Source organism: Streptomyces sp. NPDC001568 (genome assembly GCF_042893755.1).
Classification (GTDB): domain Bacteria; phylum Actinomycetota; class Actinomycetes; order Streptomycetales; family Streptomycetaceae; genus Streptomyces.
Map to the genome: position 1 here is coordinate 282,275 of NZ_JBIAVF010000005.1, position 25,555 is coordinate 307,829.

Sequence of the window (25,555 nt, forward strand, 5' to 3'; positions counted from 1 at the left end):
GCTTCTTCATCCCTCGGATCGGTACGGGCCGGCCGCCCGCGCCCCGGCTGCCAGTATCCCCGCAGGTCCGCCCCCGGCCGCGCCCCGGGTCGACGCCTGCTCACGCCGGGGCCGGGCGCGATGGCGCGTCATGGCGACGCCCACCAGGACGACCGCCATGCCGACCGCGACCCGCGGGCCCACGTCCTCGCCGAGGACGACCGCTCCCAGGACCACGGACACCACCGGCAGTAGGTAGCCCACCGTCGCCGCGTTGGTCGCGCCCTCGTCCGCGATGATCCTGTACGTCAGGTAGAAGGTGAGACCCGTGGCGAAGAGCCCGAGCACGACGACGGCGACGAGGGCCCGCGGTTCGGGCCGCACGGGCGTGAGGCCGCCGAAGGGCAGGGCCAAGGCGGTGAGCGCCGTCGCCGCGATCAGCTGGGACGCGGCGAGCGAAAGGGTGGGGATGCCGCGCCCCACCAGGTGCCGCCCCATGTGGACGAACGCGACCGCGTAGCTCGCGGCGGCCCCCACGATCGCGAGCGCGCCCCAGCCCAGGAGGGCGGACCGCTCCCACGGCGCGAAGATCAGCGCCGTTCCCGCGAATCCGGCCAGCAGGCCGACCACGCGAACCGCGTGCAGGGGCCGTTCGCCACCGAGGACCACGCCGAGCAGCAGCGACCACAGGGGAGTCGTCGCGTTCAGCACCCCGGCCGCCCCGGAGTCGATCGTCTGCTGGCCGATGCCGAACAGGACGAAGGGCAGGGCGTTGCAGAAGAAGGCGGCCACCAGGAGGCGGCCCCAGACGGCCCGTTCCCTGGGCAGGCGCAGCCCCTTCGCGCGGCACAGGGCCAACAGCAGGGCCGCGCCGAGCGCGCAGCGGACCATGGTGACCTGGACCGGTGTGAAGGCGTCCAGGGCGAGTTCGATCCACAGGAAGGTCGAGCCCCACAACAGCGAGAGCACGGCCACCCGTACGGCACTGGTCATCCTTCTGTCTCCCCTCGGCCGGTCGTTTCTCCTCAGAACGGTGCCGCAATCGATTCGATAGGACAAGCAAAGGATCATGCACCTACCGTTAACCTGTGCTACATGCTTGATGTGCGACGGATGCAGGTCCTCAGGGCGGTCATCACCAGTGGTTCGGTCACGGCCGCGGCCGGCCACCTCGGCTACACCCCCTCCGCGGTGAGCCAACAGGTGGCCGCCCTGGAGAAGCAGGCCGGGACCGCGCTGCTGGAACGGGTCGGTCGCGGCGTGCGGCCCACGGCGGCCGGCCGGCTGCTCGCCGAACATGCGGAGATCATCGGTCGGGACCTCGCGGCGGCGGAGGCGGCCCTGGCCGACCTGCGGGCGGGGCACACCGGACGGCTGGCCGTCCGCTACTTCGCTTCCGCCGGCGCCGCGCTGGTGGCACCCGCCCTGGTCGGCCTGCGCCGCACCCATCCCCGGGTCCCGATCGACCTCAGGCTGGCCGACCCGGCCGCCCCGCTCCACGAGGTGGAACAGGGGCGGGCGGACCTCGCGCTCGCCGTGGGGCCGGACCCCCGCCCCCACGAAGGCGTGCGCCTGGTCCACCTGCACGACGACCCGTACGACGTGATCCTGCCCGCGCACCATCCCCTCGCCGAGCGGGAGGAGGTCGACCTCATCGACCTCGCCGGAGAACCGTGGGTCGGCAGCGAACCGCCCGGCCCCTGCCTGGACGCCGTGCTCACCGCGTGCGCGGCGGCCGGCTTCAGCCCCGGCTTCGCCGTCGAGAGCGAGGACTACGCCACCGCGCAGGGCTTCGTCGCGGCCGGCCTGGGCATCGCCCTCATGCCGCGGATGGCACTGGGCGGCGCCCATCCGGGAGTGCTCGTGCGCCCGGTGCGCAACCCGCGGCCGGTGCGGAGGATCCACGTGGCCGTCCGTGAGGTCTCGCTCGCCCGGCCCGCCGTGCGCGACCTCCTCGACGCCCTGCGGGAGGCGGTGGGCTGACCCCGGCCCGCCGGGTCGGGCGCACGGGTCTGGACGGGGGAACGGCCGGAGCCGGGCGGGCCGCGCGCGGTGTCGTGCCGGGGACCGGCGCCGGGTGCGGTGAGGATCGGCGCATGGGCTTCGTACTGCCGGTCCTCTTCGCGCTGTTCGCGGCGCTCAGCAACGCCCTCGCGACCGTGCTCCAGCGGCGCGCCGCGCTCACCGTGCCGCAGAGCGACGGCTTCCGCTTCGGGCTGGTCCTGGACCTGCTCAAGCGGCCGGTGTGGATCGGCGGGATCCTGGCCGTCATCGCCGCCGGCGTCGGACAGGCCGTCGCGCTGGCGACGGGCGCGCTGGCCCTCGTGCAACCCCTGTTCGTACTGGAGCTGCCGCTCGCGCTGCTGATCGGCTCGCTGGTGACGCGGAACCGGCTGCCGGGGACGGTGTGGCTCGCCGTCGCCGGTGTGGTCGCCGGACTCGGGGTCGTGCTGGTGGCCGCCTCACCGGCGGGCAACCGCACGCACGTCCCGACCGACCGTTGGCTGTTGGCCCTGGCCGCGTGCGCGGCGGCCGTGGCCGCGCTGGCCGTGACCGGGCTGCGCAGGCCGCCCGGTCGGATGCGGGCCGGCTGTCTCGGCGCGGCCACCGCCGTCTGCTACGCGCTCACCGCGGCCCTCATGAAATCGTCCATGCACCTGCTCGACGAGGGCGGCCTCGGCGGCTTCCTGACCGCCTGGCAGACGTACGCCTTCGCCGCCTGCGGCATCTGCGCCCTGCTGCTCCTCGAGCACGCCATGCAGGGCGGCCCGCTCGTCGCCTCGCAGCCCGCGCTGACCCTCGGCGACGCGGGCGTCAGCGTCGCGCTGGGGGTGCTGCTGTACGAGGAACACCTACGGGCCCACTGGTGGCTGCTGCCCCAGGTGCTGGGCCTGGCCCTGATCTGCGTCGGCGTGTTCGCCCTGTCCCGGGCCGGCGCGGAGGTCGAGGAGGGCGGTCCCTGAGCCGTCCCTGTCGCAGGGGCCCGGCAACTGGTATCTTGAACGTGTTCAATACCGGCTCGCCGGGACGATGGACCGCCGCCGGGCCGGACCCGCGAAGTGAGGAACGCGCCCATGACAACAGGCCGCCGATCCCCCGTCAGCCCGCCGCGCCGTCCCACCGGTCGCGACGGCTCCGCGGTCCCCGGCCACGAGCCGACGGCCGCCCCGGTCACCCCCGATGCCCCGGCCGCCATTCGCCGGCCCCTGTTCACCCAGCAGTGGCTCGACCTCACGTTCATCCACTGGGCCGTCGCGCCGGAGGCCGTCGCCGCACTCCTGCCGAAGGGCGCCGTCCCCGACCTCCATGACGGGCTCACCCACGTCGGCCTCGTCGCCTTCCGGATGCACAAGGTCGGGCTGCTCGGGCTGCCCGGGATCCCGTACTTCGGCTCCTTCCCCGAAACCAACGTACGGCTGTACTCCCGCGACGCGCAGGGGCGGCGCGGGGTCGTCTTCCGTTCGATGGACGCGTCCCGACTGGTCCCCGTCATGGCGGGCCGGCTCGGGTTCCGGTTGCCGTACGTGTGGTCGCGGATGGACCTGCGGACCGAGGGGGACACCGTCCGCTACACGAGCTCCCGCCGCCGACCCGGCCCGCGCGGGGCGTTCAGCCGGATCACCGTGCGCACCGGCGAGCGCATCGCGGAACCGACCGCGCTGGAGCACTTCCTCACCGCCCGGTGGGGCATGCACAACGCCTTCCCGGGCGGCGCCGCGTACCTGTCCAACGACCACCCCCGCTGGCCCCTGTTCCGCGCCGAGTTGGTCACCTGCGAGGAGAACCTGATCGCGGCGGCGGGCATCCCGACCCCCGAGGCCGCCCCGGTCAGCGTCCTGTACTCACCCGGCGTCCCGGTGCGCCTCGGTCGGCCCGCCCGCACGTCCTGACCTCACCGCCCCCAGATCTTCCGGTACGCCTCGCGGTAGCCCGGCGGATCCCAGGACGCGGCGCCGCGGCTGTTGTCGGCCGTGGAGATGTGGACGGGGGCGACGTACCCGCTCGGCGGCCCACCGGCGAAGGCGCGGTTGAACTCGTCGACGATCTGCCAACCCTGCTGGGACAACGGCTCGGGCACGGTGGCCGCCTGGAACTGCCCGCTGTTGATGCGTTGGAACGCCGACGGATCGCCGTCCCCCGCACCGATGTTGAACGGCGGCCCGGAGCCCGGCCTGCCGGCGGCGCGGAAGGCCGGAGCCGCGTCGTCGAAGTAGAGGTCGTTGATCGCGACGGAGTACGTCCACCGGTCCCGGAAGCGCGACAGCAGGGAGGACACCTCCTGGGGGGTGCGGCTGCTCGCGTCCGGGATCGGAATGTTCTCGTACGACAGCAGCTCCACACCGGAGCAGGTCGCCAGTTCCCGCTTGATCAGCTCGGACTTGTTGCGGGCGAACGGGATGGAGTCGTCGGTGAACAGGACGACCCCGGCGTTCCCGCCCGCCCCGGCGATCACCCAGTCCGCGCTGATCCTCGCGACGTCCTCCACCTTCGTGGTGACGTTCGTCAGCAGACCGGCCTCCTTGCTCGGCCCGGGCGTGCCCACCGCGTGCCAGCCCACGAGCGGGATGCCCGCCGCCCGCGCCCGCGCCACCTGCTGGGAGGTCAGCTCCGGGTCGAAGCCGCCGATGACGATGCCCGACGGCCTCAGGGTGACGGCTTGGCTGAGCGCCGCCTGGATGCCGGCCGGAGTGCCCTCCCCGTCGATCACCCGTACCCGCCAGCCGATGGTCCGCGCGGCGTCCTGGAGGCCCTTCGCGACGCCCGCGACACCGGGATTGGTCATGGTCTGCGCGACGTAGACGATGCTCCGGTCGGGAACCGCCGCGGGCCCGCTGGTGGGCCCGGTCCAGGAGCCGTCGGTGTTCTCGGCCTGCCGGACGGCCTCCCGCGCCCGTGCGAGGCTCGCGGGGCAGCCGTCCTTCGGTGGCGCGGTGCCGGCGCCGGTCGACGGTCCGCCGCTCCCGCAGCCGGCCACGAGGACGACGGCCGCCGTCAGCAGGGCCGCGGTCGCGGCTGCGGTCATGCGGTTCGGATGCACGGTGCTCCTGACACGTGTGTGCGTTCGAGGGGGAATCAGGGCCGGCGACCGTCCGCCGGCGGTACGCCCCCCGGCCCGGCGGCGACCGGCCGACCGGCCACGGAGGTACGAGGACGCAGCCGCCGGCGGGCCGACCAACCGGCCAGACCGACGGCGATGAGCAGGGTCGCCCCGTTGAACAACGGTGTGGCCCAGAACTGGGCGCCGAGCTGGCCGATCCCGGCGAGGCCGATGGCGAGGACCGCGACGGCGACGACGGTGCCCAGCGCGTTGGCCCGCCCCGGCCTGATCGTGGTGGACCCCAGAAGGGCGCCGACGAACGCCGGCAGCAGGTAGTCCAGCCCGACGCTCGGATTGCCGGTCTGCTGCTGCGCGGCGAGGAGGACTCCGGCGAACCCGACGACCAGACCCGAGGCGGCGAACGCGTACACGCAGTAGCGGCGCGTCGGGATGCCGATGATGTCCGCGGCGCGCGGGTTGGACCCGATGACGTACAGGTACCGGCCGGCCGGCAGCCGGTCCAGCACCAGCCACAGGGCGGCCGCGACGGCCAGCACGTAGAACGCGGGCAACGGCAACCCGAGGAACCGGGAGTCGTACAGGCCCGTGAAGGCGCCGGGCAGGCCGTCGGGGCCGGGAACGATCCGCGCCCCGTCGGTGATCCAACCGGTGACGGCGTACATCATGCTGCCGGTGCCCAGGGTCGCGATGAAGGAGTCGATCCGCCCGAACTCGACGACGACACCGTTGAGGACGCCGACCAGCCCGCCCCCGCACACCACCACCAGGCAGGCCAGGGGCCAGGGCCAGCCCTCGGTGACGACGAGGTCCATCACCATGACGTGGGCCAACCCGAGGCCGTAACCGATGGACAGGTCGAACTTGCCCGCCGCGATGGGGATCGTCGCACCCAGCGCCATGACGGCGGGGATCGCCTGGTTGGAGAGGATCGAGGAGATGTTGTCCCGGGTGGGGAACGTCTCCGGCAGGGCGACGGAGAAGACCACGAACAGCAGGACGGCGAGGCCCAGGAGGCCGTAGCCGCCGATGAAGTGCCCGCGCAGCCGCGCGGGCAGGGATCGGGGCGGGAGGAAGGGGGTCATCGGCTCGTCGCAGCTCCGGTGATGGGGGGCATGGCGGAGGCGGTCCGGGTGAGTTCGGCGACGGTGAGGGCCGCGCCCGTCAACTCCGCGGCCACGCTCCCGCGAACGAACACCAGCGCGCGGTGGCACACGCCCGCCACCTCCTCGAAGTCGGTGGAGATGAGCAGCACCGCCAGACCGTCGGCCAGAGCGTCGTCGAGGAGGCGGTACAGCGCGGACTTGGCGCCGACGTCCACACCGGCCGTCGGCTCCTCCAGGACCAGCAGGCGCAGGTCCCCCCGGAGCCGGCGGCCGACCATGACCTTCTGCTGGTTGCCGCCGGACAGGGTGGCGATCGGCACCTCGCCGTCCCGGGGCCGCACCGAGAAGCGGTCGATGAGCGCTGCGGCCTCCGCGCGCTCGCGCCGCGGGCCCAGCCACCTCAGTGCCCCCGCGCCCGCCGACCGGGGGTTGGCGAGGAAGTTCTCCCGGACGGTCAGTTCGGCCGCGCAGCCCTCCTCCTGACGGTTGCCCGGCACGAAGCCCACGCCGGCGCGGAGCGCGGCGGACACCGTGGCGGGGCGGTACGGACTTCCGTCGAGCAGCGCCCGCCCGCCGAGGACCGGCCGTACGCCGGCCAGGGCGCGGCCCAGGTCCGTGTGGCCGGCTCCGGTCAGGCCCACCATCCCGAGGATCTCGCCGGCCCGCAGCTCCAGGCGGACGTTCTCGGCGTACTCGGTCGTCAGGTCTTCGAGGCGCAGGAGCGGCTGTCCGGCGGCCGGCTCGGTGGTGGGCCGGTGCGGGGCGGACGCGCGACCCACGATGGCGTGCACCAGTCGGGCGGGGCTGTGGCCGGCCAGGGGACCCCGGTCGACGAGGAGCCCGTCGCGCAGGACGGCGAAGCTGTCGGCGACCCGGTACACCTCGTCGAGCCGGTGGCTGACGTAGAGGATGCCGTGCCCCCGGTCGCGCAGGGCGTGCAGGACGTCGAAGAGGCGGGCGCAGTCCGCGGCGGGGAGGGTGGCGGTCGGCTCGTCGAGGACGAGGAGCTCGGCGCTCGATGCCAGGGCGCGCGCGATGGCGACCAGCGAGCGTTCGGCGGGGGCGAGGTCGGCGATCCGGGCGTCGGCGTCCAAGTGCCCGGCGACGGTCCGCAGCGCCTCGGCGCAGCGCTCGCGGGTGCGTCGCCAGGAGATCAGGCCGTACCGGCGCGGGTAGCCGGTGCCCAGGGCGATGTTCTCGGCCACCGTCATCCAGTCGACGAGCCCCAGGTCCTGGTGGATGAACGACATGCTCCGGGTCGCGGCGTGCGAGCCGAGCGGATGCCCCGCCACCGTCACCTCGCCCTCGTCGGCGTGGTGGACGCCGGCGAGCACCTTGATCAGGGTCGACTTCCCCGCGCCGTTGGGACCGAGCAGGGCCAGGACGCTGCCCCGACGGACATCGAGATCGACCGCCTCCAACGCGCGGGTGCCGCCGAACCGCTTGCCGAGACCGCGTACCCGGACGAGGGGCTCCCCGCCGGAGCGGTGGGGCGGCCCCGTCGAGGTGTCGGGAGCGTCATGCACAGACTTCTCCGGGGGTCGGCCTCCGAGTTCTTCCCGACTGCATGCGGGATTCTACGGGGAGCAAGTGCCGCATTCCCGGCACAACGTCCCGTTCCGCTACCTCAATGGGCGAACGGCCGACGGGTGGATCCCCGCTCGGCGGGTTCCCGGGCCCGCGCCGCGCCGGGCGGCCGGTCACGCCGCGTCCAGGGTGCACTCCGCCCAGATGACCTTGCCCCCGGGGGTGTAGCGGGTGCCCCAGGCCTGGGCGAGTTGGGCGACGAGGAACAGGCCGCGGCCGCCCTCGTCGGTGCTGGCCGCGTGCCGCATGCGGGGGGCGGTGCTGCTGGCGTCGTGCACCTCGCAGATCAGCGTCCGGTCGTGGATCAGCCGGACCCGGATGGGCGCGGCGCCGTAGCGGACGGCGTTCGTGACGAGCTCGCTGAGCAGCAGCTCCGCGGCGAACGAGCACTCGTCCATGCCCCATTCGCCCAGCCGGGCCATGGCATCGGCCCGGACGCGGGAGACGAGCGCCGGATCGGCGGTCAGGTCCCAACTCGCGATCCGGTCGGCGGGCAGGGCGTTGGTGCGGGCGACGAGCAGGGCGATGTCGTCCCCGGGATGTTCGGGCGCCACCGCGTCCAGGACGGCCCGGCAGGTGTCCTCGGGGCTCCGGTCCGGGTGTGCCAGCACGCGCCGGAGTTCGGCCAGGGCCGTGTCGATGTCGCGGTGCCGGTCCGCGATCAGCCCGTCGGTGTAGAGGACCAACTGGCTGTGTTCGGGGAGGCGGATCTCGACCGATTCGAAGGGCAGGCCGCCGAGCCCGAGCGGGGGACCGGCCGGCAGGTCGACGAGCGTCACGGTGCCGTCGGGGCGTACCAGCGCGGGCGGCGGGTGCCCGGCGCGGGCCATCGTGCACAGCTGGGAGGTGGGGTCGTAGATCGCGTACAGGAAGGTGGCGCCGACGATGCCCGGGCTGCCCGGGTCGGGGTGGTCGCCACCTTCCTCGCGGTCCAGGCGCACCATGAGGTTGTCGAGGTGGGTGAGGAGCTCGTCGGGGGCGAGTTCCAGTTCGGCGAAGTTGCGCGCGGCCGTGCGCAGCCGGCCCATGGTGGCGGCTGCGTGCAGGCCGTGGCCGACGACGTCGCCGACGAGGAGGGCCACGCGGGTGCCCGAGAGCGGGATGACGTCGAACCAGTCGCCGCCCACCCCGGACTCGGCGGGCAGGTAGCGGTGGGCGACCTCGACGGCGTTCTGCTCCGGGAGGCCGCGGGGGAGCAGGCTGTGTTGCAGGGACAGGGCGAGGGTGTGCTCGCGGGTGTAGCGGCGGGCGTTGTCGATGCACAGGGCGGCGCGGGCCGCGAGTTCCTGCGCCAGGGAGCGGTCGTCGTCCCCGAAGGGAGCCGGGTCCTGCGAGCGGTAGAACCCGACGATGCCGAGGAGGACGCCGCGGGCCAGCAGGGGCACCGTGATGAGGGAGTGGATGTTGCGGGCGAGGAGCCGATCGGCGTGCTCGGGATCCTGGGCGATCCACCCGAACGCGGCCTTCAGGTCGGGCTCCAGCACCGGCCGGCCGGTCGCCAGGCACCTCATGTGCGGGGTGGTCGCGCGCAGCACGACCCGTGTGCCGACCGGGTAGAAGGGGCAGTCCTCATGGACGCCGTGGACCACCGTGCGGTGCATCTCGGTGGTCGGACGGGGGGACTCCTCGCCGCGCAGGACGGCCTCGGGCAGGTCGATGGTCACGAAGTCGGCCAGCCGCGGCACCGCCGTTTCGGCGAGTTCCCACGCGGTGCGGGTCACGTCCAGGGTGGTGCCGATGCGGTTGCTGGCCTCGGCCAGCAGCTCCAGGCGCCGCCGTGCCGCGACGGCGTACTTGCCCACCTCCGGCTCGCCCACCAGGACGAGCCCCCGGACCCGCCCGTCGACCGGGTCCGCGGAGGGCGCGGCGGCGGCCGGTGCCGGGTCCGGACCCGGGTGCGGACCACCCGGGGTCCGGGGGAAGGCCCCGGCCGTCGGGGCGCCGGGAGCGGGGGCGTGCCGGTCCGTGTCCTCGGGCAGCAGCGCCTCGACGACGAGTCCCTCGACGCCGGACGAGCTCGTCACCGAGCGGCTCACGAGCGTCACCAGCCGGCCGCGGGACAGGGGCACGTCGGAAGCGGCCAGCCGGGCCGAGGACATCAGCTCGGTGGCCTTTTCCTTGAGGATCAGCTGGTCGGCCTGGTCGAGGTCGCTCTGGAGCAGGTCGTCCATGGTGACCGGGTGCCCGTCCAGGGCGCCGACGCCGGTCCGGGCGTGGCTCCCCGCGTCGAGGTAGGCCTGCAACAGGCCGCGCTCCCGGGCCGAGCTCTGCTCCATCAGGCGCCGCTCGACGGCCTCGGCCGCCCGGCGCACCAGCGGGACCAGGGCCGGATCGGCGTCGGTGTACGGGTAGCCGAGGCACAGGACGCCCTCGATGCGCCCGCTGAGCTGGTCGCGTACGGGGATGGCGGTGCAGGCCGCCGACTGGGACCGCTCGGCGAAGTGCTCGGCGCCGTAGACCTGGACGAGCCTGCGCTCCGCGAGGGTGAGCCCGATTCCGTTGGTGCCGGCGACCCGCTCGGCGAACACGAAGCCGGGAACGACCTGGATCGGGGCGAGGTGCCGGAGCATGGCCGCGTCGCCGAAGCGGCGTTCCAGCACCGTGCCGTGCGCGTCGGCGAGGCAGATGTTCATCCGGCTGCCCGTGAAGATCGACTCCAGCCGGTCGAGCACCGGACCGGCCGCGCGGACGAGGGGCCCCTCCAGGTCGAAGTCCTCGGTGAAGGGAAGCTCGGACTGGTCCGGCGACAGGCCCAGCAGCCGGCAGCGCTGCCACGAACTGAGGATCGGGCTGCGTACGCTCCCCCCGACCGTCTCGCCGTGCAGGAACTGCTCACGGGAGTGCACGGGGCCGATGCGGTCCTCCACGACCCCCATCTGCACCACTCCCCTCACCGGAGCCCGCTCGATCACCCGATTTGAGTATATTCCTCATGCTATGAACGGGGTGAGGGCGGTGGGCAGCCGTCGTCCGGGCTCGCGAGGGACCGGGGCGTTACAGGACGCCGACCGGATTGACCGGTGAGCCGGTTCCGCCGGGTACGTTCAGTGGCGTCACGACCAGCATGAACGCGTGCCGGCCCGCCCCGGCGCAGGCCGCGGACAGCGCTTCGAGGTCCAGGTTGTCCAGCAGGGGCACGCCCATGGCCGTGATGGCGAGGGTGTGGACGGGGGAGTGCAGACCCTCGACCGGCGACGGCCGTACGTCGTTGTCCCCGTCCGAGCCGATCAGCGCGACGGCCCGCTCCGCCAGCAGCGGCAAAGCGTCCACGTGCCAGCCCGCGCTCGCCGCCCCCGTGTCCCAGGGGCCGGTGTCCCGGCGGCGGCGGAACCGGCCGGTGCGCAGCAGCACGGCGTCGCCCTCCACGACCCGGACGTCAAGGGCCTCCTCCGCGGCGAGCACGTCCCGCCCGCGCACCGCCCGCCCCGGCTCCAGCCAGTCGACGCCGAGGACGGCGGGCAGGTCGAGCAGGACGCCCCGGGTGACGAGCGGTCCCAGCGCCGCCACGGCTCCGAAGCGGGCGCCGCCCGCGCCGATGGCCTGCCGCGCGACGCGACCGTCGTACAGCTGCCCGCGGTAGGCGATGTGCGACAGCGCGTCGAGGTGGCTCACGGACTTGGCGTGGTAGTCGGCGCCGAGGAAATCCTTGTAGGCGGCCGGTTCCGGCTCCTCGACGTCGCCGAGGTCGGACATGTAGTGCAGCGCGGGCTTCGTGTTGTCCGGTCCGGGGCGGGTGTCCCAGGGCCGGCCCAGCGGGACGACCGTCCCGTCCCGGACCAGGGCCGCGGCCCTGCCCACGTGGGCCGCCGTCACCCGGTTCCAGGCGCCCCGGTCGGCCGCCGACCAGCGGCCCCAGGTACGGACCGAGTCGAACAGCGCGTCGAACTCGTCGCGGGAGACGGCGACGGCTTCGCCGGTACCGGACGGCCGTGGCCCGGGGGCGCCGGCGGGTTCGCTGCTCATCGGGGCTGGGTGCTCCACGGCTCGTACGGAGGGTGACGGGGACGGCCGGCTCGGGCGACGCCGACCGGTTTCACCGAGGGCGTTGAGGACCCCCGGCGTCCCGGCCGGCCGTCGACCGGCCCGCCGGGACCACCGGCGGGGCTCAGGCCAGGTCGAACCGGTCGAGGGTCATGACCTTGTCCCACGCGGCCACGAAGTCGCGTACGAACGTCTCCCGGGCGTCCTCGCACGCGTAGACCTCGGCGAGGGCCCGCAGTTGGGAGTGCGAACCGAAGACGAGGTCGACGGCGGTCGCGGTCCACTTGACCGCGCCCGTCGCCCGGTCCCGGCCCTCGAAGACGTTCTCCGCCGACTCGGACGCCTTCCACTGCGTGCCCATGTCGAGCAGATTGACGAAGAAGTCGTTGGTCAGCGCCCCGGGCCGGTCCGTCAGGACGCCGTGCGTGCCTCCCTTGAAGCCGGTGTTCAGCGCCCGCATGCCACCGATCAGCACCGTCATCTCGGGAGCCGTGAGGGTCAGCATGTTGGCCCGGTCCAGCAGGAGGGTCTCCGGGGACAACTTCTCCCCCTCGGGGAGGTAGTTGCGGAACCCGTCCGCCCGCGGTTCGAGCACGGCGAACGAATCCACGTCGGTCTGCTCCTGCGAGGCGTCCGTGCGCCCCGGCGCGAACGGGACCGCAACGGTGTGCCCGGCAGTCTTCGCGGCCTGCTCCACGGCCGCGCACCCGCCCAGGACGATGAGGTCGGCGAGCGAAACCCTCTTGCCGCCCGCCGCCGCGTTGAACTCCTGCTGGATCCCCTCGAGGGTCCGCAGCGCCTCGGTGACCTCGGGCAGGTCGTTGATCTCCCAGTCGCGTTGCGGCGCGAGCCGGATCCGGGCCCCGTTCGCCCCGCCGCGCTTGTCGGTGCCGCGGAAGCTCGCCGCCGACGCCCAAGCGGTGGTGACCAGTTGGGGGACGGACAGCCCCGAGGCGAGGATCCTGCCCTTCAGGTCGGCGACGTCCGCGTCCGAGACCGGTTCGTGGTCGGCCGCGGGCACGGGGTCCTGCCACAGCTGCGGCTCGGGGATCCAGGGGCCGAGGTAGCGCGCGATCGGACCCATGTCACGGTGCAGCAGCTTGTACCAGGCCTTGGCGAAGGCCGCCGCGAGCTGGTCCGGGTTCTCGTGGAAGCGCTTGGCGATCGGCGCGTAGACGGGATCCACCTTCAACGCCAGGTCCGTCGTCAGCATCATCGGCGCGTGCCGCCTCGCCGGATCGTGCGCGTCGGGCACGGTGTCGCGGGCGGCAGGATCCTTCGGGGTCCACTGCTTGGCCCCGGCCGGGCTCGTCGTCAGCTCCCAGTCGTAGCGGAACAGGTTGTCCAGGTACCCGTTGTCCCACTTCGTGGGCTCCGAGGTCCAGGCGCCTTCGAGCCCGCTGGTGATCGCGTCGACGCCCTTCCCGCTGCCGCAGGTGTTCCGCCAGCCGAGGCCCTGCTGCTCGATCGGTCCGGCTTCGGGCTCCGGCCCGATGCAATCGGGATCGACCGCGCCGTGGCACTTGCCGAACGTGTGGCCGCCGACGATGAGGGCCAGCGTCTCCTCGTCGTTCATCGCCATGCGGGCGAACGTCTCGCGAATGTCCCGGGCGGCCGCCACCGGGTCCGGGTTGCCGTTCGGGCCCTCCGGATTGACGTAGATCAGGCCCATCTGCACGGCGCCGAAAGGACCGGTGAGTTCCCTGTCCCCGCTGTAGCGCTCGTCCCCGAGCCAGGTGTCCTCGGACCCCCAGAAGATTTCCTCGGGCTCCCAGATGTCCTCCCGCCCGAAACCGAACCCGAACGTCTTGAACCCCATGGATTCCATCGCGCAGTTACCGGCGAATACCAGCAGGTCGGCCCAGGAGATTCGACGGCCGTACTTCTGCTTGACCGGCCAGAGCAGACGGCGTGCCTTGTCGAGGCTCGCATTGTCCGGCCAGCTGTTGAGGGGGGCGAAGCGCTGGGCGCCCGAGCCGCCGCCGCCCCGACCGTCGGCGATGCGGTACGTCCCCGCGGCGTGCCAGCTCATGCGGATGAAGAGCGGTCCGTAGTGCCCGTAGTCGGCCGGCCACCAGTCCTGGGAAGCCGTCATCACGTCGAAGACGTCCCGCTTGAGCGCTTCGACGTCGAGACCCGCGAACTCCTTCGGGTAGTCGAAGTCGGCGGCCATCGGGTCGGACAGGGGCGAGTGCTGGTGGAGGACCTGAAGGTCCAGTTGGTTCGGCCACCAGTCCCGATTCGTCCTGGGTCGCGTCGGAGTGGCGGTCGGGGAGGGGATTGCCGGGTTCTCACTTTCGCTGCCGGACACGTCCGCCCTTCTTTCCTGTCTCGATGTTTCCTGCTGCCGGCTCTCACGACGCCGGAAAGGGTGCCGGGGTTCGGCGTTCGTATGTTCGCGCACCACGGACCGCACGGCCGCGAGAACACGCAGAGCACGGCGCGGGAACACGTGGAGCGGGGCCGCTTTGTCGGAACGTGAACTCCGCGCGGGAAATGGACGCGGGAAAGGGATTCGACGGCGGGGGCTTATCGGGGGAACAACCGGGCAGGTGCCCCGACGGAGGGGGCGAACGGCATGGTGTTCCACCGTCGCGCGCCCCGCACCCAACCCGACCGGATCGGAGATCACCATGGCCGACAAGGGCGCAATGGACAAGGCGAAGGGCAAGGCCAAGGAGGCCGCGGGCAAGGTCACCGGAAACGACCGGATGGCAGCCGAGGGCAAGGCCGACCAGGCCAAGGGCAAGGCCAAGGAAGCCATCGGGGACGCGAAGGAAGCGATGAAGGGCAAGCGCGGCAAGATGTGACACCCGCTGACACCCGCGGGCCCCCGGCATCCCTGTCGGGGGCCCGCGGGCGCGCCCTGCCGACGGCACACCGACTCCGACCGGTTCATCCGATTTCCCGTAGGTATCGGAAGCCGCGGGGTGGGCAGGCGCCGGTACATGAAGGCATCGAAAGTGGCCTACAAGCCGGTCGGCCTGGCGCTCGGCGCCGGCGCCGGGATCGTCGCCGGGGCGCTGTTCAAGCAGGTCTGGAAGTGGGCGGGGCACGATGACGACGCCCCGGACGCGATGGACGAAGGGCGGCGGTGGCGGGAGATCCTGCTTGCGGCGGCGGTCCAAGGTGCCATCTTCGCCCTCGTCAAGGCGGCCGTCGAGCGGTCCGGAGCCGTCGCCGTACGACGGGTTTCGGGCACCTGGCCGGGCTGAGGCGACGGCGCGAACCCGACTGCGGGACGAGCATCCAAAGGATTCTTTGTCCAGCAGGTGAGTTTTGTTATGTGTAACGGCAAGCCCACCGGGCATTTCCATGGTGAACATGGCGCATCGGCCATGCCGGGGGGAAGGGGTGCCCATGTTGCTCACTCACCTGTTCGACGGTGACGTCCTGTTCGTCCGGCTCCCCGACGACCTCGACGTCGGCACACGCGGCGCCGCCGTCTCGGAGTTCGAGTTCCTCCTCAGGATCCACCGGCCCCGCGCCGTCGTGATGGAGGTCCCGTGCTCCGCCGGCTCCGCCGTCGTGAGCACCGTCCTGCGCGCCGAACGGCTGTGCCGGACCGCGGGCGCCTCCTTCGCTACGAAGACCTCCCGCACGGCCCCGTCCTTCACCGACGGCTCCGCCCTCGCCGACGAGGGCGACACGGCGGCGGCGGCCTGAACCCGGCGCCCGTAGGTTTCGCGTGGGGGAGACCGGTAAGGCGCAGCACATGGTGCGATTCGGATACACGATGATGACCGAGCAGGCCGGGCCCCGACAACTGGTGGAGCACGTCGCCGCCGCCGAGCGGGCGGGCTTCGACTTCTCCGTCACCTCGGACCACTATTCTCCGTGGCTCGCCTCGCAGGGCCACGCTCCTTACGCGTGGAGCGTCCTGGGAGCGGCCGCGCAGGCCACGACCACCATCCCCCTCATGACCTACGTGACGTGCCCGACGGTTCGCTACCACCCGGCGGTCGTGGCCCAGAAGGCGGCGACGATGCAGCTGCTGTCCGAGGGCCGGTTCCGGCTGGGCCTGGGCTCCGGCGAGAACCTCAACGAGCACGTCGTCGGGCCCGGCTGGCCCGCCGCGCACGTGCGGCTGGGGATGCTGGAGGAAGCCGTGCAGATCATCCGCGACCTCTTCGACGGCGGCTCCGTGAACCACCACGGACAGTACTTCGACGTGGAGAACGCCAAGCTGTGGGACCTGCCGGACCAACCGCCGCCCATCGGCATCGCGGTGTCCGGCAAACGGTCCTGCGAACTGGCGGGCCGGTACGCCGACTTGGCGATCGCCATCGATCCGGAACGGGAACTCCTGGAGTCCTTCGACAGGGCGGGAGGCGTGGGCAAGCCACGGGTCGGCCAGCTGGCGGTCTGCTACGACACCGACCGGGACGCGGCCGTCCAGCGCGCCCACGACCAGTTCCGCTGGTCCGCCGGAGGCTGGAAGGTCAACGCGGAGCTTCCCGGCCCGGCCGCCTTCGACCAGGCCTCGCAGTACGTGCGCCCCGAGGACATCGCGAAGTCGATTCCCTGCGGCGACGACGTCGACGCCTTCGTCGACGCCGTCCGACCGTACGCGGACGCCGGTTTCACCGAGATCGCCCTGGTCCAGGTCGGCGGATCCCACCAGCACACGTTCATCGACTGGGCCGAAACCACCCTCCTCCCGGCCCTGCGCGGCATGGGCGAATAGCCCGCACCCACCGGTCGGCGCGCCGTCCCGGGGGGCCGGCCCGCAAGGACGGGCGGGGGGTCGTGCCCGCTCGGCCGGCAGGACGCGGATGAACTCCCGGCAGACGAGCCATCGGTGCCCGTCGTGCGGCCGCGGCGGGGTGGGTGCGGCGGGCCGCCGGGCGGAGTCACCGGGCCGGCCCGGTCGATGTCCGTCGGGCCGGGGACGCGGGTAGCCTGCCCCTGTCGGACCGTGCCGGACCAGCCGCACCGGTACGCATTCACCAGCGGACGCATCGGACGTGGAGCCCCAAATGACCACACCGCGTGACTTGTTGATCGTCACCATGGACACGGCAGCCGGTCACCCGGTGGAGAAGGGTGATCTCTCGCTCGCGCTCGCCGGCGCCGAGTTGATCGACCTCCTCGGCACCCGGGCCGTCCGGCTGGACGGCGTTCTGATCGTCCCGGACGACGACCGTCCCGCGCCGGCCGACCGGCTGATGGCGGAGGCGGCCTCCTCGGTCGTCCAGGACGAGCCCTACGAGTCCGTCACCGACTGGCTGTGGCGCCGGGGCCGCGGCCTGTCCGCCGTCCACGAGGCCGCGCTGGAAGAGGAAGGGCTGCTCGCCCGGCAACGCCGCCGCGGACTCTCCTTCACCGCCGGCGCCCCGGAACTCGTCGAATCGCCCGCCCGCCGCAGGGCCGTGGACCGCTGGAAGTCGGAGGACCCCGTCCTCGCGAACCTCGCGGAAACGGTCGGGGTCCGCGGCGACCGGACCGGGGACACCCCGGACGTCGCCGACGACGCCGTGGCCACCGTCCTGGCCGCCGTCAGCGACGCGGTGGTGGAACTGGCCTCCGTGCGCCAACGCCGCGCCATCGACGAGGCGGCCTTCGACAACATCTGGCGCGGCGGGGTCTGACCTGCCCGTGGACGCACGCACCCCCACCCGCCCACCGCGGGCCGGCCCGTGCTCACATGGCCGCGCGCAGCATGCCCGCCGTTCTGGCCATGGCAGCCTTCGTCGCCTCGTCGGAGGCGGTGCGCGCGGCTTCCTCCAGGAGGAGGGTCGCCGCTTGGAGGAGGCCGACGTGGACGGGCACGGTTTCGAGTCCCGTGAGCGCGGCCATGGCCTGGTCGGTGGCGCTCTGCGGGATGAGGGTGCTGACGCCGCGTCCGACGCCGCGCTGGGACTGGGGTGGTGTACTCACCCGGTGATTCTCGCGGGTCCGGCCCCCGAACCGGGCACGATCAGGCACAGTTTCACCGGCGTGGCCGCGCGCCGACCGACCGATCGCGCCCGCAGCCCCGCCGACCCGGACCGCCCGGGAGAAGCCGATCCGTGGTGCCGGCGGGGACCCGGAGCCGATGGTCCGCCCCATGGATTCCAGCCGACGGTCCGTCCGATGGATTCCACCGGAGCACGCTCGCAGACGACCCGCGGCCTCAGTCCGACGGTTGGACGTTGCCGTCCTCGTCGAGCGTGAGGTGGATCCGTGTCGGCTCCTGCGTGTTGACGTCGGAGGGGCGCGGGCCCTCCGGCCCGTCGGGCCCCCAACGCAACAGACGGCGGGTGCGGACGATCTGGTAGAGGGTGCCGTCCAGTTCCAGCTGGTTCACGCGCCCCACCCGGAGGCTGTCGGCGGCCCCCGCGTACGCGGCCAGCCGCGCGGCGCGCTCACCGTCCGCGGCCCCCGTACGGGCGTCGACGTGCGCGCCGGCGCCGGGCGGGATCATGCCGTGCATGCGCGGCCACATCCAGGTCAGGGCGAAGTCCAGTGACTTGCGGGCCTCGTGGGCGGTGGCGTGCGGACCGCTGACCGGGCTCCAGCCGGTTCCGCCGCGCTCCGCGACGGTGAACGTCGCCGGCAGCAGCAGCACGTCCGGATGGGTGTCCAGGGCCCGCCGCGCGTCGGCGCACACGTCGTCGGGAAACCGCGCACCCGTGTAGCACAGGCCGCGCATCGCCAGCTGTTCCACCGCCTGGGTCGGGGTGACCGGCGCGTCCGGGTCGACGACCAGGCCCTCGTCGATCCCCGGGACCTTGGCCGTACGGGCCCAGTCGGGGACCAAGGGCTCCGGGTCGGTCGGCCGGGGCTGCTCGATGCCGTCCGGACCCGCACCTGCGTACTCCTCGGCGCGCACGACCCGGTACCGGACCCCGGCGACGGCGAGGTCGTCGACCCGTTCGCTCTCCAACCGGGAGACCGCCGCCAGCAGTGCCCGCCGCTCCGCCCGGTCCTGCGCATGGTCCTTCGCGCGGAACCACAGCCAGGAGTTCAGCCCGTCGCGTGCCTGCCGCGGGCAACTGGACGTCACCTCGATCACCACCCGCCACCGCGGCGCGTCCCCGGCCCGCTGCTCGGCGACCCCGAAGAGCGGGCCGCGCACCACCGGAGCACCCGCACGGGCCACGGCGTCGATCGCGTCGGCCTCCACCACGGCCTCCACCGGTTCCACCGGCACCCGCACCACGATCGGCCGCGATCCGCCCGGTTCCACATTCCCAGGGTCCATCCCCCCATCCTGACGCCGCCGGCCGGGGCAGCGCTCCGGATCCGCCGATTCCCGTACGTCGGACCGCCCGGGCGGGGTACAGTCCGAACCCCCGCTCGGAGAACCGAACGCACGCCCGCGTGTCATGGCCCGCTGCCCGGCCCGCCGCGGGCGCACCGCGGGCGCGCGCAGGGCCGCCGGCGGCGCCGTTCAGGCCTCCTCCGGCTGGCGCCCCTCACCCGCCATGAAGCGCCAGACCAGGGCGTGGCCGAGGACGATCAGGGTGATCAGCATGATCGCCTCGGCCTGGATGGGACGCAGACCGGTGTGACGACCGAGTTCGGGGAAGGCCCCGACGACGGCGATGAGGGCGTAGAGAACGGCGGCCCCGGCCTGTTGCCACACGAGGAAGCGATTGCCGCGCCCCAGGGACAACAGCCGCAGCGTGCACCCGCAGCCGATGACGGCCAGCACGATGAAGGCGCCGCGCCAGATCTGCGGCTGATCGGTCCCGCCGACCTGGGCGAACAGCCCCATCAGGGCGGGGAGGAGGAACGAGAGGTAGATCCCGCCGACGACGCGCCGCAGGGCGGGGTCGCGCATCCAGTCGTGGTGGCTCTGCACGACGTTCCACCACAGCCCGACGAGGGTGAAACAGGTGGCGGAGAACAGGGCGTAGAAGGTGCTGACATCCATGGGTGCCGAGGGTGGCAGCCGAAACGGCTCCGACGGGCCGTACACGCCCGGAAGCCGCCGCCACCCCGCCGGTACGGGCTAGAACCGGCCGGTAAGGACCGGAAGCCCGCCGGTACGGCCGAGACGTCCGCCGGTACGGGCGGGCAGCCACGCGTATCCGGCGGAGGTTCGCGACCGACCCCGGGGCCGCCGGAGGACGACGATGCTCATCGGGGCGGTGTGCCCGTACGTCCCGGCGACCCGCCGGCGGCCCGCGACTGCAAGGTGCGCAGGAGGTCGAAGGCGGGGCGGTCCACCGGGCGCGCGGTGTTGGCGAGCGCGATGACGGCGCACCTCGTCTCCGGGTCGAAGCCGACGAAGGAGGAGAAGCCGCCGGTTCCCCCGTTGTGCCAGATTTGCAGGTGGGAGCCCTGCTTGGCGTGGAGGCGGTGGGCCGTCCAGCCGAGGTGCACCCAGCCGAAGGGGCTCGTACGGTGCTCATCGGCCCGCGTCGTGCGGATCGCCTCGGCGAGTTCCTCGGGCCCGCCGTCGAGCTGGGCCCGGACGAAGGCGGCCATGTCGCTCGCGGTCGACCACAGGCCGCCCGCCCCCGCCAGGTCGGCGAGGTGCCAGGGCCGCACGGGGCGCCCGCGCCTGCCGTGACCACGGGCGGAACGTTGCGCCCGGGCGTCGTCCACCGTCACCGAGGTATCGCGCAGGCCGAGCGGCGCGCAGACCTCCCGGATGACCAGACTCTCGTAGTCCGTACCGGCCCGGCGGGCGAGGGCCAGACCCAGCAGGCCGGCCCCGAGGTTCGAGTAGTGGAACTTCTGCCCCGGGACGGCCCGCAGCCGGGTCCGGGCGAGCCCGGCCAGGAGTACGTCGGCGGTGCAATCGGCGTACGGATCCGGTTTCGAGGGGTGGAGCAGGGCCTGGAGCAGCATGCCGCGGGGCAGGCGCGGCAGGCCGGACGTGTGGTTCGCGAGGTGACGCAACGAAATCTGTTCGCCCTCACGGGACGGCACCGCCACCCCGCTCGGCAGGAGGTCGCGCAACGGCTCGTCCAGGTCCACCGAGCCGAGCACCGCCATGCGGGCCAGCGTCAGGGCAGTGAACGACTTCGTCACCGAACCGATCTCGAACAGGGTGTCCGGCCCCGGGGTGCGGCCGAGGTCGCCGCCGGTGCTGCCGGCTCCCCTGATCTCCACGTGGTCCCCGGAAACGGCGACCACCACCACGCCCACGCGCTGCTGCCCGAGTCGATCGGCGGTCTGCTGGGCGAGGTTGCCGAGTTCTTGATCCATGCTCGAATCATGACGGCGCCGAGCGGCCAACCGGTGCGCCTGGATGATGATTTACGACGCGAAGCGGTCCGACCTGAGCAGTACGCGGATACGCCGCCGGAACGAAGCGCGGCGGCGCCCGCCCGGTCCGGCCTACTCGGTGGCGATGCCCGTGATGACGGGATCGCCCAGGCGGGCCCCGTCCTCGCCCAGCCCGGCGCGTCCCAGTGCCTCCGTGGCCAGTTCGCGCGCCTTCTGCTCGGCGGAGCCGGTGTCGGCGGCCTCCACCTCCAGGTGCAGGGCGAAGCCGGGTGATTCCGGATAGAGGGACAGGAGGTGCAGGTCCTCCTCGACGCCGACGTCCGTGGTGCGCGGGTCGGCCGGACGGAGGGATCGGAGCAGCACGGCGCGGGCGTCCGGCGTGAGCTCGGTCAGTAGGGTCCCGGGAACGGTGACGACGTAGACGGTCATGACGGTCCGGATGCCCGCCGACGCCGAAAAGATGCTCCTCCCGCCCGGCCCGCCCACGGACGGCCTCCCGAATCGACCCGACTGGCCGCCGCCGGGAGCACGCGGGGCAGGGGCCGCTCCCGACCGTCACCGAGGAGCGGACCGGGCCGTCGGCCCACGTCCATTCCCGTGTCCCGAGTGGTCGTTCTCACGTCCCGGACGGCCGGCATGGGTCGTTCGGCCCATGGGCGCCCGCGTACCCGCCGCCTAGCCTGGACGGGCAATGCGAGTCCAGGGGGGCCGAGTGCAAGGGAAGAGCACATTCATGGGCACCACCACCTCCGGAAGCCGCCGTCGTCGTACGGGCATCACCGTGACGGCAGCCGTCCTGGGCCTGCTGGCCGCAGCCGGCGCACCGGCCCTCGCTGCCGGTGGCGGCACCCCGGGCCAGGCGCCGGAGGTACCCGGTTCCGGTTCCGGTTCCGTACAGGCGCAGCCGCAGGCACCGGGGGCGGCGCCCGCCAAGACGCCGGCCGGGATATCCCGGCTCGCCGAGGGCGCGGGGCGTGACATCGCGATCACGATCGACGACGGCCCGGACCCCCGCTGGACCCCGCAGGTGCTGGAGGTCCTGAGGGAGAACAACGTCAAGGCCACCTTCTGCATGATCGGCACGCAGGCTCGGGCGCACCCCGACCTCGTCCGGCAGGTGGCCGCCGCCGGGCACCGGCTCTGCGACCACTCCGTGGACCACGACGTGACGATGGACCACAAGCCCGTCGACTACCAGACCCGCCAGGTCCTGGACGGCAAGAAGATGATCGAGACGGCGGCCCCCGGCGTCTCCGTCGACTACTACCGGGCGCCGGGCGGAGCCTTCACCCCCGAAAGCCGCGCGATCGCCGCGGCGAACGGCATGCGGCCCCTCGGCTGGACCGTCGACCCCAAGGACTGGAGCAAGCCCGGCCTCGACGCCATCGTCTCGGCCGTGGAGAAGGGTCTGCCCGCCCAGCCGACCGTGCTGTTCCACGACGGTGGCGGGGACCGCAGCGAGACCGTCGCCGCCCTGCGCCAGTACCTCCCCTGGCTCGCCGCCCAGGGCTATCACTTCACCTTCCCGGTCCGTACCGCGGCCTGAGGGCGCCGAGCCCGGCCGGTGGGCATCGGACGGTGGGGGCGCGGGCGGGCGTCAGGACGCAAGACACACGTGGAACCGGCCGGAGCGGATGTTTCCGAAGTCCGCGGGGAGCTGGGAAACCCCCTGACCGGGGCGGACGGTCACCTGCCGGCCCGTGTAATCGACGCCGCTGTACGCGGTGAAGCAGCGCCCCCGGAGCCGGCCGTCCGCGCGCCACGTCCTGCCGCCGTTCCACACCGACGACCCGCCGTTGAAGCCGACGTAGGCGGTCGTCCCGGGATACCGCGGCATGTCGCTCGCCACGAGGCTGACCACACCCGTCCAGCCGGGATCCGTCCAGCCGCACACCCAGCCGGGACTGCACCGGTCGGTGGGCGCCGCCGGGCCCGCGGGGACGAGTACGAGGGCAAGGGCGCAGGCGAGGGCGAGGACGAGGCCGAGCCGGCCGGCGCCCGGCGGCCCTGCCCGCCCCCGGGGGCCCCGGCGGCTGCGCGGGGGACGTCGGGCGGTGGTGCCGGAGGGCTCGTTCACGGTGATCGCCGCCAATCTCCGGCTGACCGGAGGTCGCCCGGCCGCCGGTCGCCGTCGGGGGCGACGGTTCGAAGTCGGGTTTCCATCGCACCCCCGCGCGCCGTTGATCGCACTCCGGCAGCCCCACGGCACTCGGGCCCTGCCCGCCGTGCACGGAGAAAGGGCCGTCCCGGCGCCGTGGGCGCCGGGACGGCCCTTCCCGAGGTGGGTCCCCTCGGAGTGCCGGGTGCCGGGTGCCGAGCCGTCCGCCCGGCGCTCCGCCCTAGTCCGTGCCGGATTCCATCGCGGCGCGGTCCAGCACTTCCTCGTCGGCCGAGACCTCGCCGCGCGAGGCGATCGCCTCGGCGCCGCCTTCCTGCAGGCTGCCGATGAGCCCGGTCGCGGCCGCCTGGGCGGCGCCGATCGCGGGGTTGTCGCTGCCGATCAGGCCGAGGACCGCGTACTGCTCCAGCTTGGCGCGCGAGTCGGCGATGTCGAGGTTGCGCATGGTGAGCTGGCCGATCCGGTCCACCGGGCCGAACGCCGAGTCCTCGGTGCGCTCCATGGACAGCTTGTCCGGGTGGTAGCTGAACGCCGGGCCCGTGGTGTCCAGGAGCGAGTAGTCCTCACCGCGCCGCAGCCGCAGCGTGACCTCGCCGGTGACGGCGGCGCCGACCCAGCGCTGAAGCGACTCGCGGACCATCAGCGCCTGCGGGTCCAGCCAGCGGCCCTCGTACATCAGGCGACCGAGGCGCCGGCCCTCGTTGTAGTACTGGGCGAGGGTGTCCTCGTTGTGGATCGCGTTGACCAGACGCTCGTACGCCGTGTGCAGCAGGGCCATGCCCGGGGCTTCGTAGATGCCCCGGCTCTTGGCCTCGATGATCCGGTTCTCGATCTGGTCCGACATGCCCATGCCGTGCCGGCCGCCGATGGCGTTCGCTTCCATCACCAGGTCGACGGGCGAGCCGAAGGCCTTGCCGTTGATCGACACCGGGCGGCCCTGGTTGAAGCCGATGGTCACGTCCTCGGTGGCGATCTCGACCGAGGGGTCCCAGAACCGGACGCCCATGATCGGCTGGACGGTCTCCACGCCGGTGTCCAGGTGTTCGAGGGTCTTGGCCTCGTGGGTGGCGCCCCAGATGTTGGCGTCGGTGGAGTACGCCTTCTCCGCGCTGTCGCGGTAGGGGAGGTCGTGGGCCAGCAGCCACTCCGACATCTCCTTGCGGCCGCCGAGCTCGGTGACGAAGTCGGCGTCGAGCCACGGCTTGTAGATGCGCAGGTGCGGGTTGGCGAGCAGGCCGTAGCGGTAGAACCGCTCGATGTCGTTGCCCTTGAAGGTCGAGCCGTCGCCCCAGATCTGGACGTCGTCCTCGAGCATCGCCCGGACGAGGAGGGTCCCCGTGACGGCGCGGCCGAGCGGCGTGGTGTTGAAGTAGGCGCGCCCGCCCGAGCGGATGTGGAACGCCCCGCACGTCAGCGCGGCCAGGCCTTCTTCCACGAGCGCCGCCCGGCAGTCGACCAGGCGCGCGACCTCGGCGCCGTAGGTCTTCGCGCGGCCGGGCACCGAGGCGATGTCGGGCTCGTCGTACTGGCCGATGTCGGCGGTGTAGGTGCACGGGATGGCGCCCTTGTCGCGCATCCAAGCGACCGCGACGGAGGTGTCGAGGCCGCCGGAGAAGGCGATGCCGACGCGCTCGCCGGCGGGAAGGGAGGTGAGAACCTTAGACATGGGAAGAGTATGCGCAATAATGCATGGTCATGCAAAACCGAATCTCGGACGGATCCGAACCGGACGGGATCCGGGCCTGACCGACGGGCCTTGACCCGATCCGATCCCGGGTAACGGAACCGCACGCTCAGGCGGTCAGATCCGTCAGGCCGCCCGCGCCGGCGGTGAGGTCGTACCGGACGAACCACTACGTACCGAGGATCCGTCCACGGGTCGCCTCCGGCACTCCGGAAAGGAGCCCGGGCAGCGAGCGCGCCCGGGCCGCCTCGGAGCGGTGGGCCCGGATGGCGGCCCACTTCCGCTCGACCCAGGGGCGTACGTCGACGGCCGTGTCGACCGACTCGTCCGGCACGGTGTGCACGCGCTTTCCGACCCGGGCGAGCAGGCCGGCCAGCTCTCCCGAGGCCGAGTGCGGATGGGAGGAGAGGAGAGGTACAGGGCGCTCGGCCGCCACGGGGGACCGGCCTCGGGCAGGAACCCTTCGAGTCCTGCGGCGTGCACCGCGAGCAGGGTCACGCGGTGGGTGTGGACATGGTCCGGGTGGCCGGAGGAGCCGTGGGCGTCGTGGGTGACCACGATGCCCGGCCGGAAGGCGCGTACGTGGGCGACGACCCGCCCGACGGCTTCGTCGAGCGGTGCGTCGCACCAGCGCGGTCGCCCCGGGGCCGACGACGGGACGCGGTGGTCGGCGTAGCCGAGCATGCGGGGCTCCCCGGCCCCGAGGATGTGCAACGCGTCGGCGAGTTCACCGGCCCGGAGGCTGTCGGAGGCCCAGGTGGCCGTCACGACGGCAGTACGCGCGCCCGCTGCGGCGTGCCGGGCGAGGATGCCGCCGGCGGACAGGGACTCGTCGTCGGGATGGGCGTACACCGCGAGGACATCGGGACAGGACATGG

At 73.1% G+C, this 25,555-nt stretch carries 23 protein-coding genes and 1 pseudogene; 9 read left to right on the forward strand and 15 right to left on the reverse strand.

What is annotated here, in order from left to right; genetic code table 11:
* Positions 1–6 precede the first annotated feature (6 nt).
* Positions 7–972, reverse strand: coding sequence for a DMT family transporter (locus tag ACFY0I_RS11660; protein WP_388893294.1), 966 nt, complete (start codon positions 970–972; stop codon positions 7–9).
* Between the two features lie 102 nt (positions 973–1,074).
* On the opposite strand from ACFY0I_RS11660, the gene ACFY0I_RS11665 reads away from it, so the two are divergent.
* The 3 genes from ACFY0I_RS11665 (at position 1,075) to ACFY0I_RS11675 (ending at position 3,869) form a co-directional block, all read left to right on the forward strand.
* Positions 1,075–1,962 (forward strand): LysR family transcriptional regulator, encoded by an 888-nt coding sequence (locus tag ACFY0I_RS11665; RefSeq protein WP_388893296.1) that lies wholly within the window; start codon positions 1,075–1,077, stop codon positions 1,960–1,962.
* Positions 1,963–2,075: 113 nt separating this feature from the next.
* Positions 2,076–2,942, forward strand: coding sequence for a DMT family transporter (locus ACFY0I_RS11670; protein WP_388893298.1), 867 nt, complete (start codon positions 2,076–2,078; stop codon positions 2,940–2,942).
* A 111-nt stretch (positions 2,943–3,053) separates the two neighbouring features.
* Entirely contained in the window at positions 3,054–3,869 is an 816-nt protein-coding gene (locus ACFY0I_RS11675) for a YqjF family protein (protein WP_388893300.1), read from the forward strand.
* Between the two features lie 2 nt (positions 3,870–3,871).
* Here ACFY0I_RS11675 and ACFY0I_RS11680 read toward each other — a convergent pair whose 3' ends face one another.
* The 6 genes from ACFY0I_RS11680 to katG form a co-directional block, all read right to left on the reverse strand.
* Positions 3,872–5,002, reverse strand: a complete 1,131-nt coding sequence (locus ACFY0I_RS11680) for a substrate-binding domain-containing protein (RefSeq protein WP_388893302.1) — start codon at positions 5,000–5,002, stop codon at positions 3,872–3,874.
* A gap of 50 nt (positions 5,003–5,052) precedes the next feature.
* Positions 5,053–6,120, reverse strand: a complete 1,068-nt coding sequence (locus tag ACFY0I_RS11685; protein ID WP_388893304.1) for an ABC transporter permease — start codon at positions 6,118–6,120, stop codon at positions 5,053–5,055.
* Positions 6,117–7,667: a sugar ABC transporter ATP-binding protein gene (locus ACFY0I_RS11690; RefSeq protein WP_388893306.1), complete on the reverse strand. Its 1,551-nt coding sequence runs from the start codon at positions 7,665–7,667 to the stop codon at positions 6,117–6,119. Before ACFY0I_RS11690 ends, ACFY0I_RS11685 begins: the two co-directional genes overlap by 4 nt.
* A 174-nt stretch (positions 7,668–7,841) precedes the next feature.
* Positions 7,842–10,604: a SpoIIE family protein phosphatase gene (locus tag ACFY0I_RS11695; RefSeq protein ID WP_388893582.1), complete on the reverse strand. Its 2,763-nt coding sequence runs from the start codon at positions 10,602–10,604 to the stop codon at positions 7,842–7,844.
* A 118-nt stretch (positions 10,605–10,722) separates the two neighbouring features.
* Complete coding sequence (locus tag ACFY0I_RS11700; RefSeq protein WP_388893308.1) at positions 10,723–11,691, reverse strand: cyclase family protein; 969 nt, start codon at positions 11,689–11,691, stop codon at positions 10,723–10,725.
* A gap of 142 nt (positions 11,692–11,833) precedes the next feature.
* On the reverse strand, positions 11,834–14,020 hold the full coding sequence (gene katG / locus ACFY0I_RS11705; protein WP_388893310.1) for a catalase/peroxidase HPI: 2,187 nt from the start codon (positions 14,018–14,020) through the stop codon (positions 11,834–11,836).
* A gap of 322 nt (positions 14,021–14,342) precedes the next feature.
* Here katG and ACFY0I_RS11710 point away from each other — a divergent pair, with 322 nt between their 5' ends.
* The 5 genes from ACFY0I_RS11710 (at position 14,343) to ACFY0I_RS11730 (ending at position 17,300) form a co-directional block, all read left to right on the forward strand.
* Positions 14,343–14,519, forward strand: a complete 177-nt coding sequence (locus tag ACFY0I_RS11710; RefSeq protein ID WP_388893312.1) for a CsbD family protein — start codon at positions 14,343–14,345, stop codon at positions 14,517–14,519.
* Between the two features lie 138 nt (positions 14,520–14,657).
* Positions 14,658–14,924 (forward strand): DUF4235 domain-containing protein, encoded by a 267-nt coding sequence (locus ACFY0I_RS11715; protein WP_388893314.1) that lies wholly within the window; start codon positions 14,658–14,660, stop codon positions 14,922–14,924.
* A gap of 145 nt (positions 14,925–15,069) precedes the next feature.
* Positions 15,070–15,375, forward strand: a complete 306-nt coding sequence (locus ACFY0I_RS11720; protein WP_388893316.1) for a hypothetical protein — start codon at positions 15,070–15,072, stop codon at positions 15,373–15,375.
* Positions 15,376–15,424: 49 nt separating this feature from the next.
* Complete coding sequence (locus ACFY0I_RS11725) at positions 15,425–16,396, forward strand: LLM class F420-dependent oxidoreductase (RefSeq protein ID WP_388893318.1); 972 nt, start codon at positions 15,425–15,427, stop codon at positions 16,394–16,396.
* A gap of 292 nt (positions 16,397–16,688) precedes the next feature.
* The gene (locus tag ACFY0I_RS11730) at positions 16,689–17,300 is read left to right on the forward strand and encodes a GPP34 family phosphoprotein (RefSeq protein ID WP_388893320.1); all 612 of its coding nucleotides are present in this window, start codon (positions 16,689–16,691) and stop codon (positions 17,298–17,300) included.
* Between the two features lie 52 nt (positions 17,301–17,352).
* Here the strand turns inward: ACFY0I_RS11730 and ACFY0I_RS11735 are convergent, their stop codons facing one another.
* The 5 genes from ACFY0I_RS11735 to ACFY0I_RS11755 form a co-directional block, all read right to left on the reverse strand.
* Positions 17,353–17,589 (reverse strand): hypothetical protein, encoded by a 237-nt coding sequence (locus ACFY0I_RS11735; RefSeq protein WP_388893322.1) that lies wholly within the window; start codon positions 17,587–17,589, stop codon positions 17,353–17,355.
* A gap of 235 nt (positions 17,590–17,824) precedes the next feature.
* Positions 17,825–18,895, reverse strand: a complete 1,071-nt coding sequence (locus ACFY0I_RS11740) for a DUF5954 family protein (protein WP_388893323.1) — start codon at positions 18,893–18,895, stop codon at positions 17,825–17,827.
* Positions 18,896–19,084: 189 nt separating this feature from the next.
* Complete coding sequence (locus ACFY0I_RS11745; RefSeq protein ID WP_388893324.1) at positions 19,085–19,570, reverse strand: hypothetical protein; 486 nt, start codon at positions 19,568–19,570, stop codon at positions 19,085–19,087.
* A 206-nt stretch (positions 19,571–19,776) separates the two neighbouring features.
* Positions 19,777–20,853 carry a serine hydrolase domain-containing protein gene (locus tag ACFY0I_RS11750; protein WP_388893326.1) on the reverse strand — a complete coding sequence of 359 codons (1,077 nt, stop codon included), beginning with the start codon at positions 20,851–20,853 and terminating at the stop codon, positions 19,777–19,779.
* A gap of 132 nt (positions 20,854–20,985) precedes the next feature.
* Entirely contained in the window at positions 20,986–21,303 is a 318-nt protein-coding gene (locus ACFY0I_RS11755; RefSeq protein ID WP_388893328.1) for a hypothetical protein, read from the reverse strand.
* 304 nt (positions 21,304–21,607) lie between these two features.
* Here ACFY0I_RS11755 and ACFY0I_RS11760 point away from each other — a divergent pair, with 304 nt between their 5' ends.
* Positions 21,608–22,420, forward strand: a complete 813-nt coding sequence (locus ACFY0I_RS11760; RefSeq protein ID WP_388893330.1) for a polysaccharide deacetylase family protein — start codon at positions 21,608–21,610, stop codon at positions 22,418–22,420.
* 51 nt (positions 22,421–22,471) lie between these two features.
* Here the strand turns inward: ACFY0I_RS11760 and ACFY0I_RS11765 are convergent, their stop codons facing one another.
* The 3 genes and pseudogenes from ACFY0I_RS11765 to ACFY0I_RS11775 form a co-directional block, all read right to left on the reverse strand.
* Complete coding sequence (locus tag ACFY0I_RS11765) at positions 22,472–22,951, reverse strand: peptidase inhibitor family I36 protein (protein WP_388893332.1); 480 nt, start codon at positions 22,949–22,951, stop codon at positions 22,472–22,474.
* Positions 22,952–23,213: 262 nt separating this feature from the next.
* Entirely contained in the window at positions 23,214–24,659 is a 1,446-nt protein-coding gene (argG, locus tag ACFY0I_RS11770; RefSeq protein ID WP_388893334.1) for an argininosuccinate synthase, read from the reverse strand.
* Positions 24,660–24,846: 187 nt separating this feature from the next.
* Positions 24,847–25,553 (reverse strand): annotated as a pseudogene (locus ACFY0I_RS11775) (PIG-L deacetylase family protein).
* Positions 25,554–25,555: the final 2 nt, after the last annotated feature.

What these genes read in the sequence shown, in the direction of transcription:
- ACFY0I_RS11700 (WP_388893308.1), bottom strand. Translation starts at nt 11,691, where the DNA reads ATGAGCAGCGAACCCGCCGGCGCCCCCGGGCCACGGCCGTCCGGTACC.
- ACFY0I_RS11680 (WP_388893302.1), bottom strand. Translation starts at nt 5,002, where the DNA reads ATGACCGCAGCCGCGACCGCGGCCCTGCTGACGGCGGCCGTCGTCCTC.
- ACFY0I_RS11670 (WP_388893298.1), top strand. Translation starts at nt 2,076, where the DNA reads ATGGGCTTCGTACTGCCGGTCCTCTTCGCGCTGTTCGCGGCGCTCAGC.
- ACFY0I_RS11760 (WP_388893330.1), top strand. Translation starts at nt 21,608, where the DNA reads ATGGGCACCACCACCTCCGGAAGCCGCCGTCGTCGTACGGGCATCACC.
- ACFY0I_RS11720 (WP_388893316.1), top strand. Translation starts at nt 15,070, where the DNA reads ATGTTGCTCACTCACCTGTTCGACGGTGACGTCCTGTTCGTCCGGCTC.
- ACFY0I_RS11675 (WP_388893300.1), top strand. Translation starts at nt 3,054, where the DNA reads ATGACAACAGGCCGCCGATCCCCCGTCAGCCCGCCGCGCCGTCCCACC.
- ACFY0I_RS11745 (WP_388893324.1), bottom strand. Translation starts at nt 19,570, where the DNA reads ATGGATGTCAGCACCTTCTACGCCCTGTTCTCCGCCACCTGTTTCACC.
- ACFY0I_RS11665 (WP_388893296.1), top strand. Translation starts at nt 1,075, where the DNA reads ATGCTTGATGTGCGACGGATGCAGGTCCTCAGGGCGGTCATCACCAGT.
- argG (WP_388893334.1), bottom strand. Translation starts at nt 24,659, where the DNA reads ATGTCTAAGGTTCTCACCTCCCTTCCCGCCGGCGAGCGCGTCGGCATC.
- ACFY0I_RS11750 (WP_388893326.1), bottom strand. Translation starts at nt 20,853, where the DNA reads ATGGATCAAGAACTCGGCAACCTCGCCCAGCAGACCGCCGATCGACTC.
- ACFY0I_RS11685 (WP_388893304.1), bottom strand. Translation starts at nt 6,120, where the DNA reads ATGACCCCCTTCCTCCCGCCCCGATCCCTGCCCGCGCGGCTGCGCGGG.
- ACFY0I_RS11660 (WP_388893294.1), bottom strand. Translation starts at nt 972, where the DNA reads ATGACCAGTGCCGTACGGGTGGCCGTGCTCTCGCTGTTGTGGGGCTCG.
- ACFY0I_RS11725 (WP_388893318.1), top strand. Translation starts at nt 15,425, where the DNA reads ATGGTGCGATTCGGATACACGATGATGACCGAGCAGGCCGGGCCCCGA.
- ACFY0I_RS11695 (WP_388893582.1), bottom strand. Translation starts at nt 10,604, where the DNA reads ATGGGGGTCGTGGAGGACCGCATCGGCCCCGTGCACTCCCGTGAGCAG.
- ACFY0I_RS11710 (WP_388893312.1), top strand. Translation starts at nt 14,343, where the DNA reads ATGGCCGACAAGGGCGCAATGGACAAGGCGAAGGGCAAGGCCAAGGAG.
- ACFY0I_RS11755 (WP_388893328.1), bottom strand. Translation starts at nt 21,303, where the DNA reads ATGACCGTCTACGTCGTCACCGTTCCCGGGACCCTACTGACCGAGCTC.
- ACFY0I_RS11715 (WP_388893314.1), top strand. Translation starts at nt 14,658, where the DNA reads ATGAAGGCATCGAAAGTGGCCTACAAGCCGGTCGGCCTGGCGCTCGGC.
- ACFY0I_RS11730 (WP_388893320.1), top strand. Translation starts at nt 16,689, where the DNA reads ATGACCACACCGCGTGACTTGTTGATCGTCACCATGGACACGGCAGCC.
- ACFY0I_RS11740 (WP_388893323.1), bottom strand. Translation starts at nt 18,895, where the DNA reads ATGGACCCTGGGAATGTGGAACCGGGCGGATCGCGGCCGATCGTGGTG.